The organism is Streptomyces sp. NPDC008121 (genome assembly GCF_042957155.1).
Lineage (GTDB): Bacteria > Actinomycetota > Actinomycetes > Streptomycetales > Streptomycetaceae > Streptomyces.
Window position 1 is genome coordinate 155,881 of the sequence record NZ_JBIBHT010000004.1, and the last position, 19,177, is coordinate 175,057.

The window sequence follows — 19,177 nt, forward strand, 5'->3', positions numbered from 1 at the left end:
GCCCGGTCCCGCCCCGCCCCCCGTCCCGCCTCCCTGCCCCCTCCGTGTGGGCGCGGCGGCGGCCGCGCCCGCCCATTAGGGTGACCGTATGTCAGCCACCCGGTATACGTATCTCGGTCCCGAAGGCACTTTCACGGAGGCCGCGCTGCGTACGCTGCCCGAGGCCGCGACCCGGGAGCTCGTCCCGATGGTGTCGGTCCCGGCCGCGCTGGACGCCGTGCGCAACGGGGAGGCCGCGGCCGCTCTCGTACCGATCGAGAACTCGGTGGAGGGCGGGGTCACCGCCACCCTGGACGAGCTTGCTTCCGGCGGGCCGCTGATGATCTACCGCGAGGTTCTCCTTCCCATCGCTTTCGCGCTGCTGGTGCGGCCGGGCACCCTGCTCTCCGAGATCAAGACGGTCACCGGCCATCCGGTCGCCCAGCCGCAGGTGCGGAACTGGCTGGGCGCCCATCTGCCCGATGCCCGGTGGGAGTCCGCGGCCTCCAACGCGGACGGGGCCCGGCTCGTGCAGGAGGGCCGGTTCGACGCGGCGTTCGCCGGCGAGTTCGCGGCGGCGACCTACGGCCTGGAGCCGCTGGTCACCGAGATCCACGACGCGGAGAACGCGGAGACCCGGTTCGTCCTGGTGGGCCGGCCGGCCCGGCCGGCGGCGCCGACGGGTGCGGACAAGACGTCGGTCGTGCTGTGGTTGGGCGACGACCATCCCGGTGCGCTGCTCGAACTGCTTCAGGAGTTCGCGGTCCGCGGGGTCAACCTGATGCTGATCCAGTCCCGCCCGACGGGTGCCGGTATCGGCAACTACTGCTTCGCCGTGGACGCCGAGGGCCATATCTCGGACCGGCGCGTCGGCGAGGCGCTCATGGGGTTGAAGCGGATGTGCCCGAAGGTGCGGTTCCTCGGTTCGTACCCGAGGGCGGGTGTCGCGGTGGGGGACGTGCGGGGGTTGCGGCCCGGGACGTCGGATGCGGACTTCATGGCGGCCTCCGATTGGCTGGCGAGGGCCCAGGACGGTCGGGCCTGAGTCGATGATGGCCTGACGTCTCTCGGGCCGGAGGCGCTCATCCACAGGCACGGACCACTAGTCCTACCTGCATACTTTTTACTTACCCACAGAAGTTATCCACAGGGGTCGTTCTCGACCTGGGGACAAGTCGACATGACCGGTGGACATGGTCGACAAATCGCCCTAGCCATTCCAGATCCGTCCACAGACCGCGATGTCGGCCCGTGTCACCCCTATTCTCTTGATCAACTCTTTAGGGCGAGGAATTCCCACCCGAATGAGTGTGTGAGTGGGGTTTGATCGAGGAATTCCGGATCCCAGATGCCCGTTTCCGGATGATCTCCTTGACGATCCACAGATCTCCCGCACAGCCTGTGGATAACTTGCGTGAGGCCATGATTCCTGTGGAGAAGTGCGGCGGCGGACAGTGCCGTTCGGTCAAGCACGACCCGGCGATCCGCCCCTTTTCGGGGGCTCGGACCCCGTTTATTGACGAATAGGGCGAGCATTTCCCAATCTTCGCAATAAGGGCAAAGCGACACGCTCGTGGATATCGGGTGGGGTGCCGCGAGCCCGCACCGGTAGCCTGGTGGGGTGATTGACCTTCGCCTGCTCCGTGAGGACCCCGACCGTGTTCGCGCCTCCCAGCGCGCCCGTGGAGAGGACGTCGAACTCGTCGACGCCCTGCTCTCCGCCGATGAACGGCGCAGGTCGTCCGGCGTCCGCTTCGACGAGCTCCGTTCCGAGCAGAAGGCGCTCGGCAAGCTGATCCCCAAGGCCACCCCTGAGGAGCGCACCGAGCTCCTCCAGAAGGCCGAGCAGCTCAAGAGCGACGTCAAGGCCGCCGAGGCCGAGCAGAACGAGGCCGACGAGACCGCACGCGCCCTGCTGCTCCGGCTCGGCAACATCGTCCACGAGGACGTCCCGGTCGGCGGCGAGGAGGACTTCGTCGTCCTCGAGACGCACGGCACCGTCCGCGACTTCGCGGCCGAGGGCTTCGAGCCCAAGGACCACCTGGAGCTGGGCGAGGCGCTGGGCGCCATCGACGTCGAGCGGGGCGCCAAGGTCTCCGGCTCGCGTTTCTACTACCTCACCGGCGTCGGCGCGCTGCTGGAGCTCGCGCTCGTCAACGCCGCGATCGCGCAGGCCACCGAGGCCGGTTTCATCCCGATGCTGACGCCGGCGCTGGTCCGCCCGCGCGCCATGGAGGGCACCGGCTTCCTCGGCCAGGCCGCGGAGAACGTGTACCACCTGGAGAAGGACGACTACTACCTCGTCGGCACGTCCGAAGTACCCCTCGCCGCGTACCACATGGACGAGATCATCGACGCGGACAAGCTGCCGCTGCGCTACGCCGGCTTCTCCCCCTGCTTCCGCCGCGAGGCGGGCACGTACGGCAAGGACACCCGGGGCATCTTCCGCGTCCACCAGTTCGACAAGGTCGAGATGTTCTCGTACGTCGCCCCGGAGGACGCCGAGAACGAGCACAAGCGGCTCCTGGAGTGGGAGAAGCAGTGGCTGACCAGCCTCGAGCTGCCCTTCCAGGTCATCGACGTGGCCACCGGCGACCTGGGCTCCTCCGCCTCGCGCAAGTACGACTGCGAGGCGTGGATCCCCACCCAGGGCAAGTACCGCGAGCTGACCTCGGCCTCCAACTGCGACGGCTTCCAGGCCCGGCGGCTCTCCGTCCGGATGCGTGACGAGCGCGCCGGCAAGAAGGTCGTCCAGCCGCTGGCGACGCTGAACGGCACGCTGTGCGCCGTCCCGCGCACGATCGTGGCGATCCTGGAGAACCACCAGCTCGCCGACGGCTCGGTGCGCGTACCGGAAGCCCTGCGTCCGTACCTCGGTGGCCGTGAGGTCCTGGAGCCGATCTCCCAGTGAGTGCCTTCCCCTACCGGCTCGTCGCGACGGACCTGGACGGCACGCTGCTGCGCGGCGACGACTCCGTCTCGGAACGTACGCGTGACGCTCTCGCCGCCGTGGTGGCGGCGGGGGCGGCGCACATCGTGGTCACGGGCCGGTCGGTGCCCTGGACCCGGCACATCCTCGACGACCTCGGCTACGACGGTCTCGCCGTGTGCGGTCAGGGCGCGCAGGTCTACCACGCGGGCGAACACCGGCTGCTGACCTCGCTGACGCTGGACCGGCAGCTCGCCGGCCTCGCGCTGTCGAAGGTCGAGGCCGAGGTCGGCCCGCTGGCGCTCGCCGCCAGCCGCGACGGCCTGGACGGCCAGGTGCTCGTGGGCCCCGGCTACCGCCTCCTGGAAGGCGCGCTGCCGTCGGTCCCGTACGAGGACCCCTCGGAGCTGTGGGCGGCCCCGCTGAACAAGGTGTACATCCAGCATCCGACGCTGTCGGACGACGAGCTGGCGCGGGTCACGCGCGAGACCGTCGGCAGCCTGGTGGACGTCGTCATGGCCGGCGCCGGGATCGTGGAGATCCTTCCGCTCGGCCTGAGCAAGGCGACCGGGCTGTCGCTGGCGGCCCGACGGCTGGGCGTGAAGGCGGCGGAGACCATCGCGTTCGGCGACATGCCGAACGACATCCCGATGTTCGGGTGGGCGGCCCGGGGCGTGGCGATGGCGAACGCGCACGAGGAGCTCAAGGCGGTGGCGGACGAGGTGACGTCGTCGAACGAGGACGACGGCATCGCGGTCGTCCTGGAGCGCCTGCTGGCGAGCTAGGGCCCGGATACGCAGGAACGCTCCCCGGCGGCCCCGAAGACGGCGGCCGCCGAGGAGCGAGCCGTCTCCGGTCGCCCACGAGGCTCCGGCCCCCGACGAGGCGGTTCCGGAGACGGACCCGGGCGACGAGGCGGTTCCGGAGACGGACGTGCGGAGGGGGCGGTCCGCGCGGAGGAACCGCGCGCTCGAAGCGACCGCCCCGGCGGAGCGTCCCCCGCGCCCTCAGTGTGCGGGAGGTCTGCGCGCGGCGGCCACCGGTTTTCCGCGTGTCAGCGGCAGACAGGCGAGGCCGATGACCAGCGAGATCGCGTGGCCGAGATCGGTGTACGTGTGCTGCGTGGCCAGCGGCACGGCGAAGAACGCCACCACCGCGGCGAGGTAGAGCCACCGCCACGGGCGGGCCAGCCGGTAGGTCAGGACTCCCGCCGAGGCCGCGATCCCGTAACTCACCCCGATGTCCACCACGTGCGCCATGCTGCGCGGCACGTCGTGGTCGCGGATCGCTTCCAGGACGATCTTCTGGCTGATGAGGGTGGCCGCGATGTGCGCGGTGGCGACGATGAACAGCCACCGCCCGGTGCCGAGCCACCGTTCGACGGGCGCGTGGAAGACCTCGAAGAGCAGTGCGTACAGCGGCAGCGCCGCGGGGTTCTCGATCCAGAACGCGCTGCCGAGCAGTGCCTGGAGCGGGTGGTGGGCGAGTTGGTGGAGGTTGCTGCTGTTGCGGTGGAGCAGATAGTGCTCCAGGCCGTCGGAGGACAGCGCGATGACGATGCCGGTGACCGCGATGATCAGCAGCCAGAGGTGCGTGCCGGGTGACGAACGCACCCACGACCTGATCGGTCGGGACGGTTCGCCACCCGGGGAGGTCTCGCTCGGCACGTATCCGTACCTACCACCCTGGGGTGGATTTCTCCTCTGTGAACGCCTCAGAAGTTGATCATGTGGCCGGCCAGGCCGTGGATCGCTTCCTTGACGGCCTCGCCCAGCGTCGGGTGCGCGTGCACGTTGCGCGCCACCTCGTGGACGGTCAGGTCCCACTGCTGCGCCAGGGTGAGCTCGGGCAGCAGCTCGGTCACGTCCGGCCCGATCAGGTGGGCGCCGATGATCTCGCCGTACTTCGCGTCACTGATGATCTTCACGAAGCCGGTGAAGTCGCCGAGGCCGTGCGCCTTGCCGTTCGCCGTGAAGGGGAACTTGGCGACCTTGACGTCGAAGCCCTTCTCCCGCGCCTGCGCCTCGGTCCAGCCGAAGCTGGCGATCTGCGGCTGGCAGTAGGTGGCGCGCGGGATCATGGGGTAGTCGAGCTCCATGGTCTCGGCGTCCGCGAGGGTCTCCGAGGCGACGACGCCCATGGCCTCGGCGGTGTGCGCGAGCATCAGCTTCGCGGTGACGTCGCCGATGGCGTAGATGTGCGGGACGTTGGTGCGGCAGCGGCCGTCGACCTCGATCGCACCGCGTTCGGTGAGCGCCACGCCGGTGTTCTCCAGGCCGTAGCCCGTGACGTTCGGGGCGAAGCCGATGGCCTGCAGCACCTTGTCGGCCTCCAGGACCTTCTGGGCGCCGTCCTTGCCGGTGACGGTGACGCGGACCTGCGGCCCGGACTCGTCGATCGTCTCGACGCGGGTCGAGGTCAGGACGTCGATGCCGAGCTTGCGGTACTGCTTGGCCAGCTCCTTGGAGACGTCCTCGTCCTCCAGCGGGGCGATCCGGTCGAGGAACTCGACGATGGTGACCTTCACGCCGTAGTTGTGCAGGACGTACGCGAACTCGATGCCGATCGCGCCGGCGCCGGCGATGACGATCGACTGCGGCAGGTCGTCGGCGACGATCTGCTCCTCGTACGTGACCACGCGCTCGCTGCGTGAGGTCCCGGGCAGCAGGCGGGGGGTGGCGCCGGTGGCGATGATGCAGTTGTCGAAGGTGATCGTCTGCGTGGTGCCGTCCGAGGCGGCGACCTGGAGGGTGTTCGCGTCGAGGAAGGTGCCCCGGCCGTCGAACTCGGTGATCTTGTTCTTCTTCATCAGGAAGTGGACGCCCTTGACCCGGCCGTCCGCGACCGTGCGGCTGCGGCGGAACGCCTCGCCGTAGTCGAAGGAGACCGAGCCGTCGACCTTGATCCCGAAGGTCTTGGCCTCGTGGGTGAAGATGTGGGCCAGCTCGGCGTTGCGCAGCAGGGCCTTCGTGGGGATGCAGCCGACGTTCAGGCAGACACCGCCCCAGTACTTCTCTTCGACGACCGCGACCCGCTTGCCGAGCTGAGCGGCGCGGATGGCCGCGACGTAGCCGCCGGGGCCGGCTCCGAGTACGACGACGTCGAAGCGGTCTGACATGACTGACTCCCGGAGAGGTGAGGGTGTTCGTGTCCGCGTACGAGCCCACAGTAATCCCGGGCGCTGCACCGAGTGAGTTGTAGGATGACTGGGCAACCGGGCGAATAGGGGTAGTGATGGCGTTGAGAACGGCGGGCCGGACCTCGCTGGTGGACTCCGTGGTCGAGCAGCTCCGTGCCCAGCTCGCAGAGGGCGAGTGGGCCGTCGGCGACCGCATTCCCACCGAACACGAGCTGGCCGGACAGCTGGGCGTGGGCCGCAACACCGTCCGCGAAGCGGTACGCGTACTCGTCCACGCGGGCCTCCTGGAATCGCGTCAGGGCAACGGCACGTTTGTCAGGTCGGCCGCCGACCCGGCCGCCGTGCTGCACGGAATGCGCCATGCCGGTGCGCGGGACGTCCTGGAACTGCGGGTCGCCCTGGAGGCGGAGGCCGCCCGGCTCGCGGCGGCCCGGCGGGACACCCACGATCTGCTGCGGCTGCGGGCGGCCCTGACCACCCTGCGCGAGGAGGGCGACCGCGACGCCGACGCGGACATGGCCTTCCACCTGGCCGTCGTGGAGGCCACCCACAACCCCGCCTTCGTCGAGGTGTACCGCTTCTTCTCCACCCAGGTGCACGAGGTGCTGGTGGAGGCGCTGGGCGACCGCGCGATGCCGCCGGTCGACATCGACGCCCACGAGGCCGTGGTCCGGGCGATCGAGTCGGGCGATCCGACGGCGGCCGAGGCCGGGGCGCGCGAACTGCTGCGCGTGCCGATGGAGACCGTCACCGCGCTGACACACCCCCGGTAGCCCGGGGTACGCCGAAGGCCCTAGGTCGTGTCCGGAGGTCCGTCGTGTCCGGGGCGGGGGCCGCCCGGCGGCCCGGCGCCCGCTGAACTGCCGTACGTACGAAGAAGGAACGCTCTTGTCAGGCCCCGAAGCCCCCCTGCTCGTCGACGCCGAGGCAGACGTCCGGCCCTCGCCCCCGGCGGCGGCGGCGCGGCGGGCGCTGCTCGCCCACCCCGCGCTGCTGATGGCCGGGATCGTGCTCGCCTCGCTCAACATGCGGGCGGCCCTGGCGAGCGTGTCGCCGCTGGTGGGCGAGATATCGGCGGCCTTCGGGCTCTCCTCCACGGCGAGTTCGCTGGTCACCTCCGTGCCGGTGCTCTTCCTGGGGGCCGGGGCGCTCGTCACCCCCTGGCTCGGCCGGCGCTTCGGCGCCGAACCGGTGCTCCTCGCCGCGCTGCTGCTGCTCGGCGCCGGCATCCTCGTGCGCGTCCTGCCGTCCGTGTACGCGCTGTACGGCGGCGGTGTCCTGGTCGGCACGGCCATCGCCCTGCTCAACGTCCTGATGCCGGGCCTGATCAAGCGGGACTTCCCGGACCGGGCCGCGGCCATGACCTCGGTCTACACGGGCGCGATGATCGCGGGCGCCACCCTGGTCGCGGCCGCCTCGGTGCCGCTGGAGCGGGCCTTCGGCGGGAGTTGGGAGGCCTCGCTCGCCTTCTGGTCGCTCCTCGCGGCCGTCGCGGCGCTGGCGTGGCTGCCGCAGGTCCTGATCGCCCGGGGCCGTACGGGCCGCGAGGTCCGGGCCGGGGCGGGCGTACGAGCGGGGGCGGGCGTACCGGCACGGGCGGGTGCCGGGCCGGTCGAGGGGGCGGTTCGCGCCGGGGCGCCGTCCCGGAGCGTGTGGCGTTCTCCGCTGGCCTGGCAGGTGACCCTCTTCATGGGCCTGCAGTCGCTGTGGTCGTACGTCCTGATCGCCTGGATGCCGACCATCTTCACGGACCACGGCATGAGCCGGGGGACGGCGGGCGTCGTCTTCGCCTTCAACAACCTGATCCAGGTCGCGGGCGCCTTCGCCGTGCCGCTCCTCGCGGGGCGGATGCGCGGTCAGCGTCCGCTGGTCGTCCTCGTCACCACCCTGGTCGCGGCCGGCTACACCGGGCTACTGGTCGCCCCGGTGCAGGGCGCGTGGCTGTGGTCCGCCGCGCTCGGGGTCGGACAGGGCGGGGCGGTGGGCCTGGCCCTCACGCTGATCGTGCTGCGGTCGGGGGACGCGGTGACCGCCTCCCGGCTCTCCGGGATGGCCCAGACCGTCGGCTATCTCCTCGCCGCCGCCGGGCCGTTGGCCGCGGGGGCGGTGCACCAGGCGACCGGCTCCTGGACGGTGCCGATCGCACTGGTGCTGGGCGTCTGCGCGGCGGCCCTGGGGGTCGGGCTGCTGGCCGCGCGGGACCGGACGGTCTGAACCGGCCGGCGCCCGCTCCCCGCTCCTGGCGGGCTGCTCGCCTACTCCTCGCCCGCCAGCTTCAGCGTCCTCAGCTTCTGGCCCGCGTACCAGGTCGCGAGGACCGTTACGCCGACCAGGAGGGCCACCGCGGCCGGCAGGCCGACCTCGGAGGAGACCAGGCCCTCGCCGCTGACCTTCTGGGCCACCGCCAGCGCCCACTGCTGGACGCTGAGCGTCTTCGCCCCCGCGATCAGGGAGCCGAACAGGGCCTCCCAGACCAGGGCGTAGACCAGGCCGATGACGACCGCGTGCCGGCTGACCGTGCCGAGCAGCAGGAAGAGCGCGCTGTAGGCGATGGAGGCGACCAGGGCGGCGACGGTGTACGCCACCGCGACCTGCTGGCCGTTTCCGTTGAGGATCATGCCCGCGATGAAGGTGGGAACGGCCGAGAAGGCCATCGTGACGGCGATGGCCACGATCAGCTTGGTGAAGATGATCGTGGGCCGCTTCACCGGCTTGGACAGCAGATAGACGATCGAACCGTCGTCGATCTCCGGGCCGATCGCGCCCGTTCCGGCGATCACGCCGATCAGCGGGACCATCGTGGCGAGCGCGAACCCGCCCAGGACATCGGCGGCGATCTGGTCGTCGGCGCCGTTGAAGGCGCGGACCGCGCCGGCGATCACGAGCAGCATCGCGGGCAGCGCGAAGAGGATCAGCGCCCGCCGGCGGCCGAGCAGGGCCCGGTAGGTGAGCCGGGCGACTGTGGGGTTGTACATCGGTCAGGCTCCTTTCAGGCCGCTACGAGGTACGAGAAGACGGATTCGAGGGACTCGTCCGACGGCGAGACCGTCAGCAGCCGGATCCCCTGGCCGCGGGCGACCCGGGGCAGCAGCTCCGTGAAGCGCCCGAAGTCCACCGCCTGGATGCGCAGCGCGCCCTCCGCCAGGTCGACCTCGATGCCGGCCGTGGACGGGTCGGCGATCAGTGCGGCGGCGAGCGCCCGGTCGTCGCTGGACCGTACGAGATAGCGGTGCGGCCGGTCGGTCATCAGGCGGCGGATCTTGCGGAAGTCGCCCGAGGCGGCGTGCCGTCCGGCGACGATCACCTCGATGTGGGAGGCGAGCTGCTCGACCTCCTCCAGGATGTGGGAGGAGAAGAGCACGGTGCGGCCCTCGGCCCCCATCCGGCGCAGCAGGTCCATGAGCTGCATGCGCTGGCGCGGGTCCATGCCGTTGAACGGCTCGTCGAGCAGGAGCACCGACGGCTCGTGGACGAGGGCCGAGGCCATCTTCACGCGCTGCCGCATGCCCTTGCTGTACGTGGCGATCTTGCGGTCCTGCGCGTATTCCATCTCGACCGTGGCGAGCGCCCGCCGGGCCTCCGCGTCGCCGAGGCCGTGCAGTTCGGCGTTGGCGACGACGAACTCGCGTCCGGTGAGGAAGTCGTACATCGCCTCCCGCTCGGGGACGACGCCGATCTGCCGGTAGACGGACTCGTTGCGCCAGATCGGCTCTCCGTCGAGGGTGACGGTGCCGGTCGAGGGGGCGAGGAAGCCGCCCATCATGTTGATGAGGGTGGACTTGCCGGCGCCGTTGGGGCCGAGGAGGCCGGTGACACCCGGGCCGATCGTCATGGTGACGTCGTTGACGGCCACCACGTTGCCGAACCACCGCGAGGTGTGGTCGATGGAGAGAGTGGTCATGGGCGCGGCCCGTTTCCTTGGAAGGGTGGTGAGGGGAGGCGGCGGGGCGTGGTCACAGCCCGACCTTTCGGTAGCGGCGCATCAGGACGGCGTACGAGCCGGCGATCAGCGCGAGGACGACCAGCAGATAGACCACGCCGGCACCGGCGGTCGGTCCCACGCCTTCCCCTCCGGGGAAGGAGGTGGTGGCCCCGAGGAAGGCGGTCTGCACGCCGTCGATCAGGGTGACCGGGGAGAAGAGGCCCAGCCACTTGATGGCGCCGAGGTTGTCCGTGCCGTAGGCGATGCCCTGGAGGGTGGAGACGGCGCCGTACGAGATCACCAGGGTGGCGATGACGGCGGCCACACCGAAGCCGCGGCGCGGGGTGAGCGCGGCCATGACCAGGCCGATGCCGCCGAAGAGCAGGGACAGCAGTGCCACCGACACCAGGCCCTGGCCGAACCCTTGCGTCTGGTCGGCGAAGTCCATCTTGGCCAGCAGCGAGCCGACGTAGAGGATCACCAGCGGGGAGGCGGTGAGGACGAAGAGCGCCGAGGCCATCGCGCCGTACTTGGCGAGGACGTAGTCGGCCCGCTCGATGGGGCGCGAGAAGTACAGCGGGACGGTCCTGAACCGCAGGTCGCGGGAGACGGACTGCGGTGCCTGGGCGGCGAGGTAGAGACCGATCACGGCCTGGGTGAAGATCGCATACCGCGTGTAGTCGAGCGGCAGGTCCTTCATCTTGGTGGCGACGGCCACGGCGACGATGATCAGCGCGGGCACGCACATCACCGCGAAGAGGATCATCGGCAGCACCTTGGACTTGGCGCTGCGGCCGAGTCCGTACGCTCCGCGCAGCGACTGCGAGAAGAGCGCCCGGCGGGCGTACGCCCGGCCGAGGCGCGGTCCGTCGTAGGAGCGGTAGCCGATGTTGTGGATCTGGGTGGTCTCGGGGGACTGGGCCTGGATGCTCATCGCGCCGGCACCTCCTGCTGCTGTTCCGGGGAGCCTTGCGGACGGAAGACCTCGGCGATGTGGTGCCGGCGCTGCTCCATGCGGACGAGACCGAGGCCCAGGTCGGCGACGGTGTCGCGGACCAGGTCGTAGGTCTCCTCGCCGGCGGCCTCCACGAGGAGGATGTGTCCGGCGCCGGGCAGCCCGTCCTCCACTCCCTCGTGGAGGGTGACGCCCGCGGCGGCGAGGGCCGCGCGCAGGGCGTGCGTGCCGTCGGGGTGGGTGTCGGAGTCGGTGACCTCGACCGCGAGGGTCGTGGTGGTCTGGGTGAAGTCGCTGGTGGAGCTGGAGCGCAGCAGCCGTCCGCCGTCGATGACGACGACGTGGTCGCAGGTGCGCTCCAGCTCGCCCAGGAGGTGGGAGGTGACGAGGACGGAGATGCCGAAGTCGGTCCAGACCCGTCGGATCAGGCCGAGCATCTCGTCGCGGCCGACGGGGTCGAGGCCGTTGGTGGGCTCGTCGAGGAGGACCAGCTGCGGGTCGTGGACCAGCGCCTGGGCGAGCTTCACCCGCTGCTTCATGCCGGTGGAGTAGCCGCCGATGGGGCGGTACCGCTCTTCGTACAGGCCGACGTGGCGCAGGGTGTCGGCCGTCCGTTCACGGGCGGCGGTGGGGGGCAGCCCCGACATGCGCGCCATGTGGACGACGAACTCGGTGGCCGAGACGTCGGGCGGGAGGCAGTCGTGCTCGGGCATGTATCCGACGCGCTCGCGGATCCGGGCGCCGTCGGTGGCGACGTCCATGCCGAGCACGGCGGCGGTTCCCTCGGTGGCGGGGGAGAGGCCGAGCAGGATTTTGATCATCGTGGACTTGCCGGCTCCGTTGGCACCCACCAGTCCGGTCACACCGGGCCCGATGTCCAGGGAGAGCCGGTCGAGAGCGGTCACCCGGGGGAACCGCTTGCTGAGGCTTTCGGTAGCGATCACAGTCACGCTTCGACGGTAGTGGTGCACACCACAGCCGGTCGTCAGCCCAACGGCTCGGTCCGTATCCGACTCCAGTCGTACGTGCCCGTAGGGGAGCCGAGACCAAAGTCGTTCGTCCGTCCCGGGACGGCCGGTTTTCCACAGGCTTGCGCAGGGCCCTTGACGCAGCCTCCGGGCATTGTCACATTCATCAGTGTCAAGTTACGGCCGCGTAGCGCACGCATACGCTCACACGGGACGGACGCATGGCATGACCTCAGCAGTGACAGTCGGAGCGACCGCGGACCTGCGGGGGTTCCGGGAGGTGCAGCGCCTCTCCTACGCCTGCGCGGAAGCGGTCGCGGCCCAGCTCAGGCCGGGGGTGACCGAGCGGGAGGCCGCCCGGATGCAGCGGGAGTGGCTGGGCGAGCGGGGGGTGCGGGACTGGTTCCACCGGCCGTTCGCCTGGTTCGGGGACCGGACGGCCTTCGTCGACTTCAGGATCCCGCTCCAGTTCTTCCCCACCGACCGGCGGCTGGAGGCGGGGATGCCCTTCATCCTCGACATGGCCCCGGTGTACAAGGGGTACACCGCCGACATCGGCTATTCCGGCTGCCTGGGCCTCAACCCGCTGCACGACAAGCTGCTGAGCGATCTGAGGGCGCACCGCGAGCTGATCCTGCGCGAGGTGCGCGAGCGCCGCACCCTGCGGGAGATCTACGAGGACGTGGACCGGCTCATGGTCCGCCAGGGGTATGCCAACCGGCACCGGGCGTATCCCTTCGGCGTGATCGCCCACAAGATAGACCGGGTGCGGGAGCGCCGCTGGTCCCCCACGCTCTTCGGCTTCGGCACCCAGTCGCTCAAGGGCCTCGCGAGCGACGCGATCCACGGTCACCGGGACGGCTGGTCGCCGCTCTGGTCGCCGTACACGTTCTCCGACCACCCGCCCCGGCCGGGGCTGTGGGCGGTCGAGCCGCACCTCGGATTCCGGGGGACGGGCGCGAAGTTCGAGGAGATCCTGGTGGTCACCGACTCCAGGGATCCCGAGCAGAGCGCGTTCTGGCTGGACGACGACCTGCCGCACGTGCGGCGCTGGGCTGAGGAGGGGGCGGCGTGAAGGTGAGTCTCGAAGGGGCGCGCGAGCGCTGGGTCCGTACGGGCGGGATCGAGCTGTGTGTGGCCGAACTGGGCGACACGAGCCGGCCGACCGTCCTGCTGGTGCACGGCTACCCCGACTCCAAGGAGGTCTGGTCGGAGGTGGCGCGGCGCCTCGCCGAGCGCTTCCATGTGGTCCTGTACGACGTCCGGGGCCACGGCCGGTCCACCGCCCCGGCACCGCTGCGCGGCGGGTTCACGCTGGAGAAGCTGACGGACGACTTCCTGGCCGTCGCCGACGCGGTGAGCCCGGACCGGCCCGTCCACCTGGTCGGCCACGACTGGGGTTCGGTGCAGTCCTGGGAGTTCGTGACCGTGCCGCGCACCGAGGGCCGGATCGCCTCCTTCACCTCGATGTCCGGCCCGTCCCTCGACCACTTCGGGCACTGGATCAAGCAGCGTGTCGCCCGGCCCACCCCGCGCCGGGTCGGCCAACTCCTCGGCCAGGGCGCCAAGTCCTGGTACGTCTATCTGCTCCACACGCCCGTGCTGCCCGAGCTGGCCTGGCGCGGGCCGCTCGGCAAGCGGTGGCCGGCAATCCTGCGGCGCGTCGAGAAGGTCCCCACGGGGGACTATCCGACCCCGTCCCTGCCCACCGACGCGGCCCACGGCGCCTGGCTCTACCGCGACAACGTCCGTGCGCGGTTGCGCCGGCCGCGCGCCGACGCGTACGCGCACGCACCCGTGCAGCTGATCACCCCGACCGGGGACGCGTTCCTCTCCGAGCGGCTCTACGACGACCTGGGAGCCTGGGTGCCGGACCTGACCCGGCGCTCGTTGCCGGCCAAGCACTGGGTGCCGCGCACCCGGCCCGACCAATTGGCCTCCTGGATCCGCGAGTTCGTCGAGGCGAACGAGGACCCGGCCGCCAAGGCGCCGAAGAGCGCGGCGGCGAGCGGGGTGCGGCCGGAGTACGCGGAGCGGTTCGGCGGACAGCTGGTCCTGGTGACCGGCGCGGCCAGCGGCATCGGCCGGGCCACCGCCTTCGCGTTCGCCGAGGCGGGGGCACGGGTGATCGCCGTCGACCGGGACGGGGAGGGCGCCGCCCGGACGGCGGAGATGGCCCGCCTGATCGGCGCGCCGGGGGCCTGGGGCGAGACCGTGGACGTCAGCGACGAGCAGGCCATGGAGAAGCTCGCCGCCAGGGTGGCGAGCGACCACGGCGTCGTCGACGTCCTGGTGAACAACGCCGGCATCGGTCTGACCGGCTCGTTCTTCGAGACCACCGCGGAGGAGTGGAAGAAGGTCCTCGACGTCAATCTGTGGGGCGTCATCCACGGCTGCCGGATCTTCGGCGGGCAGATGGCCGAGCGGAGCCAGGGCGGCCACATCGTCAACACCGCCTCCGCCGCCGCGTTCCAGCCGTCTCGCGCCCTGCCCGCGTACAGCACGTCGAAGGCGGCGGTGCTCATGCTGAGCGAGTGCCTGCGGGCCGAGTTGGCGGACCGGGGCATCGGGGTCTCGGCGATCTGCCCCGGCATCGTCAACACCAACATCACCGCGACGGCGCGGTTCGCCGGCGCCGGCGAGGAGGAGCAGAAGCGCCGACAGAAGAAGGCGCAGCGGCTGTACGACCTGCGCAACTATCCGCCGGAGAAGGTGGCGGACGCGATTCTGCGCGCTGTGGTGCGCGACCAGGCCGTCGTCCCGGTCACTCCCGAGGCGCGGGGGGCGCACTTCCTGTCCCGTTTCGCGCCCGGGGCCCTGCGGGCGATAGCCCGGCTGGAGCCGCCGGCCTGAGCGAGGGGCGGCGGACCGTACCATCCCTCGCAGGAGGGCCTCCGAGGGGTGGGCGGCAGGCGGTAAAGCGAGCGGCGGGAGCGGGCGTGTCGGAGCGATCAGCGCAGTCGGGGAGCGGGGGCGGGCAGCCGTCCCCGGCCGAGTACCGGATCGAGGACCTGGCGCACCACAGCGGGGCCACGGTCCGCACGATCCGCGCCTATCAGGATCGCGGTCTGCTGCCCCGCCCCGAGCGTCGCGGCCGGTCGAACGTCTACGGCGACACCCATCTCGCCCGGCTGCGACAGATCGCCGACCTACTGGACCGTGGCTACACCCTGGCCTCCATCAAGGAGCTGCTGGAGGCCTGGGACGCGGGGCGGGGGCTCGGCGGCGTCCTCGGCCTGGTCGCGGAGGTCGACGGGCCGTGGACGGACGAGGAGGCGGACCGGATCTCCCGCGCCGAGCTGGACGCCACGTTCGGCGGGGAGCCCGACGAGGACGCGGTCCGCGAGGCGATCGAGCTGGGTGTCCTGGAGCGGATCCCCGGCCGGGACGACGAGTTCCTCGTCCCGAGCCCTCAAGAGCTGGCCGTGGCCGCCGAGTTGCACGCCGCCGGGGTTCCGCTCACCGCTATCTCCGGGCATCTGAGGGAACTTCGGGTCCAGGTCGAGCACATCGCCTCTCGTTTCCTGGAGTTCACCACGGAGCACGTCTTCGCCCGCTATCTGGAGCACCGGCCTCCGACGGACGCGGACGCGGCGGAGGCGGCGACGATGGTCCGACGGTTGCGGCCCCTCGCGCAACAGACGGTCGACGCCGAACTCGCGCGCGCGATGCGCCTGTTCGCCACCCGGCACCTCCAGCACCACCTGTCGGCGGACCCGGCGCCGGTACGGGACGAAGAGCCCCGGCAGGTGGCTCTGCCGTCCGGGACGATACGGGCCGTACAACGCCTGGTTGGTCCGGAGAACGTCGCCGCCTTCATCACGGCCGCCACCGAACGCGAGGTGCAGACGCGGGCATTGGACGCCCTTTCGGTAAATCCCTCACATAAGCCCTGAGTCGGGCAAGTGCCTGGGATTCCACGAGGAGTTGTCCACAGAATCGTCAATTCCGCTGTGGATAAACCGTGTTGGCTGTGGAGCAAACCTCGACACCACAATTCGATGGTGACGTGGGCCACTCTCCGGCATCCTGACGCCATGAACGCACCCCTCGACGAGAGACGCACCGTGAAGGTGTCCAAGTACCTCTCCAAGCACCTCCGCCATCAACCGGAACGGATCGGCCTGGTCCTCGACGCGCACGGCTGGACCGAGATCGACGCCTTGCTGCGGGCGGCCACCGAGCACGGCTTCCCGATCACCCGCGCCGAGCTGGACCATGTCGTCGCCAGTAACGACAAGAAGCGCTTCGCGGTCGACGGAACGCGGATCCGCGCCAGCCAGGGCCACACGGTCGAGGTGGACCTCGACCTCCCGGCCGCCGAACCGCCCGCGCACCTCTACCACGGTACGGTCGCCGCCCGGCTGGACGCGATTCGGGCGGAGGGCCTGCGGCCGATGGCCCGCCACCACGTCCACCTCTCCCCCGACCGCGAGACGGCGACCCGCGTCGGCGCCCGGCGCGGCCGGCCCCTCGTCCTGAGCGTGGACGCGGGCGCGATGCACCGGGCCGGCCACGTGTTCCACGTCAGCGCCAACGGCGTCTGGTTGACGGACGCGGTGCCGCCGGAGTTCCTGCGCCTGCCGGAGTGAGGCGTACCGGCACCCCGGACACCGGGAACCCTCGGCTGTTCGAGGCGACTGCGGCATGATCGTCGTATGGGACACCCGCATCTGCCGACCACCGAGGCCGCCGTCGCCGCGATCCGCGAGATCGCCCGCACCCACGGCCTCGACATACGTGTCACCGACGACATCGGCGCCGACCAGACCTCCCGCCGGACCTCCGCCGGCGCCTTCACCGTCCTCGACCCGGACGGCTCCCTGCCCCACGAGGCGTTCGTCGAGCTCGGCGGCGCCCCCGCCGTGACCGTGCGGCTCTACCCCGAGGACGACGCGAAGATCACCGTCGAGGGCATCGAGTTCGAGGACGTCCCCCGCGACTCCGTCCCCGCCTTCCTGCGCTCCGTCCACGGCGGCCTCGCCTCCGTGAAGGGCCGGTTCTTCCCGCCGGGATGGTGGCTGATCGTCCCCCTGCCCGGCGACGAGACGTACAAGGAGCTCGTCCCCACCGGAACGCTCAGCCCATGGCTGAGTGCGAGAGTCCGCTGAGCCCCGGACACCGCTGAGCCCGGGACTCCGCAGGCCCCCCACAACGCTGAGCGCCAGAGTCCGGTTCGCCCGGAAGTCGCTGAGCCGGAAGTCGCTGCGCCGGGAGTCCCCCGCCCGAGGGGTGACGGAAGGCGGGCGGCCCCCACCGGCCGGCCGCCCCGACGGCCGTAGGCTCGTGGGTATGACCTTGCGCCTGAGCACCGTGATCCTGCCCGTCCACCGCTGGCACGACGGCGGCCGCGACCGCTGGCTGCGCGCCGAGGAGCTGGGCTTCCACGCCGCGTACACCTACGACCACCTGTCCTGGCGGACCTTCCGCGACGGCCCCTGGTTCGGCGCCCTGCCGACCCTCACGGCCGCCGCGACCGCCACCACACGGCTGCGCCTGGGCACACTCGTCACGTCACCGAACTTCCGCCACCCCGTGACCCTCGCCAAGGAACTGATCTCCCTGGACGACATCTCGGCCGGCCGCATCACCCTGGGCATCGGAGCCGGCGGCAACGGCTTCGACGCCACCGCGCTCGGCCAGGAGGCCTGGACACCGCGCGAGCGGGCCGACCGGTTCGGCGAGTTCCTCCCCCTCCTCGACCGCCTCCTCACCGAAGGCGCGGTCACCCAGCACGGCACCCACTACTCCGCCGTCGAGGCCCGGAACCTCCCGGGCTGCGTCCAGCGCCCCCGGCTCCCCTTCGCGGTGGCGGCGACCGGCCCGCGCGGTCTGAAGCTCGCCGCCCGGCACGGACAGGCATGGGTGACGACCGGCGACCCGAAGCTCTACGAGGAGGGGACCCCCGAGCAGTCGGTGGACGCCCTGCGCGGCCAGATCGAGAAGCTCGGCAAGGCCTGCGCGGAGATCGGCCGGAACACGGCCGAGGTGGAGAAGGTCCTGCTCACCGGCTTCACCCCGGACCGTGGGCGTCCGCTCGCCTCGCTGGACGCCTTCGTCGACTTCGCCGGCCGCCACCAGGAGCTGGGCTTCACCGAGCTGGTGATCCACTGGCCGATCCCCGACTCGGACTTCGCCGCCGACCAGCAGGTCTTCGAGCGCATCGCCACGGAAGCCGTCGCTCAGCTCGGCTGACCGCCGGCGGGCGACGGCCGAAGACGCCGGGGTACGGCCGCCCAGCCCCACGGCCGCCAGCCCCGGCCGCCACCCAGCAGACGGCCGGGGCGCGCGGGCGGACCGGGCGCGCGGGCGGGCCACTCAGATGTGCGCCCTCCCGCACGCCCGTGCACGCCGTACGGAAGAATGGATCGGTGACCTCACCCCACGCTCCGCGCCCCGCCGCCCCGGCCCCCCGGCTCATCGCCACCGACCTCGACGGCACGCTGCTGCGCGACGACAAATCCGTATCGGAGCGTACGGTCGCGGCCCTGGCCGCCGCCGAGCGGGCCGGTATCGAGGTCTTCTTCGTCACCGGCCGTCCGGCCCGCTGGATGGACGTCGTCAGCGACCACGTCCACGGTCACGGCCTCGCGATCTGCGCCAACGGCGCGGCCGTCGTCGATCTGCACTCCGGCGGCACGTTCATCGAGGTGCGGCCCCTGGACCGGCCGGTCGCGCTGGAGGTCGTACGGACCCTGCGCGACGCCGCCCCCGGCACCACCTTCGCGGTCGAGCTCACCACCGGCATCCACTACGAGCCGGACTACCCGCCCTTCTTCCTCGACCCGGGCGCGACCATCGCCACCGCCGAGAAGCTCCTCTACGAAGAGGAGCCCGGCGCCGCCGCCCCCGTCCTGAAGTTGCTCGCCCAGCACCCCGAGCTCGAACCGGACGGGTTCCTCACCGTGGCCCGGGTGGCGGCCGGGGACCTGGCCTCGATCACCCGGTCCAGCCCCACCGCCCTCCTCGAGATCAGCGGCCTCGGCGTCTCCAAGGCCTCCACCCTGGCCCTGTGCTGCGCCGAACGCGGGATCTCCGCCGACGAGGTCGTCGCCTTCGGCGACATGCCCAACGACATCGAGATGCTCGGCTGGGCCGGCCGTTCGTACGCGATGGGCAACGCCCACGCCGACGTGATCGCCGCCGCCTCCGGCCGTACCGTCGCCAACAACGAGGACGGAGTCGCCGTCATCATCGAACGGATCCTCGCGGGCACCCTCGACGACTGACACCCGTCCGCGACGGGCGCCGGCACCACGGCCCCGGGGTCGGCCGCAGGACGAGA

18 protein-coding genes are annotated in these 19,177 nt (G+C 71.2%); 12 read left to right on the top strand and 6 right to left on the bottom strand.

Features of this window, described 5'->3' with window-relative positions:
- Positions 1 to 88: 88 nt before the first annotated feature.
- The 3 genes from pheA (at position 89) to ACFZBD_RS15060 (ending at position 3,693) form a co-directional block, all read left to right on the top strand.
- Positions 89 to 1,024, top strand: coding sequence for a prephenate dehydratase (gene pheA / locus ACFZBD_RS15050; RefSeq protein WP_391139887.1), 936 nt, complete (start codon positions 89 to 91; stop codon positions 1,022 to 1,024).
- 576 nt (positions 1,025 to 1,600) lie between these two features.
- Entirely contained in the window at positions 1,601 to 2,890 is a 1,290-nt protein-coding gene (serS, locus tag ACFZBD_RS15055) for a serine--tRNA ligase (protein ID WP_391139889.1), read from the top strand.
- Positions 2,887 to 3,693 (top strand): HAD-IIB family hydrolase, encoded by an 807-nt coding sequence (locus ACFZBD_RS15060; protein WP_391139891.1) that lies wholly within the window; start codon positions 2,887 to 2,889, stop codon positions 3,691 to 3,693. Before serS ends, ACFZBD_RS15060 begins: the two co-directional genes overlap by 4 nt.
- Before the next feature lie 222 nt (positions 3,694 to 3,915).
- Here ACFZBD_RS15060 and ACFZBD_RS15065 read toward each other — a convergent pair whose 3' ends face one another.
- Positions 3,916 to 4,575 (bottom strand): rhomboid-like protein, encoded by a 660-nt coding sequence (locus tag ACFZBD_RS15065; RefSeq protein WP_391139893.1) that lies wholly within the window; start codon positions 4,573 to 4,575, stop codon positions 3,916 to 3,918.
- A gap of 47 nt (positions 4,576 to 4,622) precedes the next feature.
- Positions 4,623 to 6,026, bottom strand: coding sequence for a dihydrolipoyl dehydrogenase (lpdA, locus tag ACFZBD_RS15070; RefSeq protein WP_391139895.1), 1,404 nt, complete (start codon positions 6,024 to 6,026; stop codon positions 4,623 to 4,625).
- 116 nt (positions 6,027 to 6,142) lie between these two features.
- On the opposite strand from lpdA, the gene ACFZBD_RS15075 reads away from it, so the two are divergent.
- Together ACFZBD_RS15075 and ACFZBD_RS15080 are read left to right on the top strand one after the other, a co-directional pair.
- Positions 6,143 to 6,820 carry an FCD domain-containing protein gene (locus ACFZBD_RS15075; protein WP_391139897.1) on the top strand — a complete coding sequence of 226 codons (678 nt, stop codon included), beginning with the start codon at positions 6,143 to 6,145 and terminating at the stop codon, positions 6,818 to 6,820.
- A 115-nt stretch (positions 6,821 to 6,935) separates the two neighbouring features.
- On the top strand, positions 6,936 to 8,261 hold the full coding sequence (locus ACFZBD_RS15080; protein WP_391139899.1) for an MFS transporter: 1,326 nt from the start codon (positions 6,936 to 6,938) through the stop codon (positions 8,259 to 8,261).
- A gap of 41 nt (positions 8,262 to 8,302) precedes the next feature.
- Here the strand turns inward: ACFZBD_RS15080 and ACFZBD_RS15085 are convergent, their stop codons facing one another.
- The 4 genes from ACFZBD_RS15085 to ACFZBD_RS15100 are packed head-to-tail and all read right to left on the bottom strand — an operon-like array spanning position 8,303 to position 11,868.
- Positions 8,303 to 9,022 (bottom strand): ABC transporter permease subunit, encoded by a 720-nt coding sequence (locus ACFZBD_RS15085; RefSeq protein ID WP_391139901.1) that lies wholly within the window; start codon positions 9,020 to 9,022, stop codon positions 8,303 to 8,305.
- Positions 9,023 to 9,036: 14 nt separating this feature from the next.
- Positions 9,037 to 9,948, bottom strand: coding sequence for an ATP-binding cassette domain-containing protein (locus ACFZBD_RS15090; protein ID WP_391139903.1), 912 nt, complete (start codon positions 9,946 to 9,948; stop codon positions 9,037 to 9,039).
- Between the two features lie 52 nt (positions 9,949 to 10,000).
- Positions 10,001 to 10,903, bottom strand: a complete 903-nt coding sequence (locus tag ACFZBD_RS15095; protein WP_391139905.1) for an ABC transporter permease — start codon at positions 10,901 to 10,903, stop codon at positions 10,001 to 10,003.
- Positions 10,900 to 11,868: an ATP-binding cassette domain-containing protein gene (locus ACFZBD_RS15100; protein ID WP_391140444.1), complete on the bottom strand. Its 969-nt coding sequence runs from the start codon at positions 11,866 to 11,868 to the stop codon at positions 10,900 to 10,902. The genes ACFZBD_RS15095 and ACFZBD_RS15100 overlap by 4 nt, the downstream gene beginning before the upstream one ends.
- A gap of 250 nt (positions 11,869 to 12,118) precedes the next feature.
- Between ACFZBD_RS15100 and ACFZBD_RS15105 the strand changes: the two genes are divergently transcribed.
- The 7 genes from ACFZBD_RS15105 (at position 12,119) to ACFZBD_RS15135 (ending at position 19,121) form a co-directional block, all read left to right on the top strand.
- Positions 12,119 to 12,967 (top strand): M24 family metallopeptidase, encoded by an 849-nt coding sequence (locus ACFZBD_RS15105; protein WP_391139907.1) that lies wholly within the window; start codon positions 12,119 to 12,121, stop codon positions 12,965 to 12,967.
- A 2-nt stretch (positions 12,968 to 12,969) separates the two neighbouring features.
- Positions 12,970 to 14,745 carry an SDR family oxidoreductase gene (locus tag ACFZBD_RS15110; RefSeq protein WP_391140445.1) on the top strand — a complete coding sequence of 592 codons (1,776 nt, stop codon included), beginning with the start codon at positions 12,970 to 12,972 and terminating at the stop codon, positions 14,743 to 14,745.
- Positions 14,746 to 14,831: 86 nt separating this feature from the next.
- Positions 14,832 to 15,788: a MerR family transcriptional regulator gene (locus tag ACFZBD_RS15115; RefSeq protein ID WP_391139909.1), complete on the top strand. Its 957-nt coding sequence runs from the start codon at positions 14,832 to 14,834 to the stop codon at positions 15,786 to 15,788.
- Positions 15,789 to 15,929: 141 nt separating this feature from the next.
- Positions 15,930 to 16,484, top strand: coding sequence for an RNA 2'-phosphotransferase (locus ACFZBD_RS15120; protein ID WP_391139911.1), 555 nt, complete (start codon positions 15,930 to 15,932; stop codon positions 16,482 to 16,484).
- Between the two features lie 66 nt (positions 16,485 to 16,550).
- On the top strand, positions 16,551 to 17,003 hold the full coding sequence (locus ACFZBD_RS15125; RefSeq protein WP_391139913.1) for a hypothetical protein: 453 nt from the start codon (positions 16,551 to 16,553) through the stop codon (positions 17,001 to 17,003).
- Between the two features lie 181 nt (positions 17,004 to 17,184).
- Positions 17,185 to 18,087 carry an LLM class flavin-dependent oxidoreductase gene (locus ACFZBD_RS15130; protein ID WP_391139914.1) on the top strand — a complete coding sequence of 301 codons (903 nt, stop codon included), beginning with the start codon at positions 17,185 to 17,187 and terminating at the stop codon, positions 18,085 to 18,087.
- A gap of 176 nt (positions 18,088 to 18,263) precedes the next feature.
- A complete protein-coding gene (locus tag ACFZBD_RS15135; protein ID WP_391139915.1) occupies positions 18,264 to 19,121 on the top strand; it encodes an HAD hydrolase family protein in 858 nt (285 codons plus the stop codon).
- Positions 19,122 to 19,177: the final 56 nt, after the last annotated feature.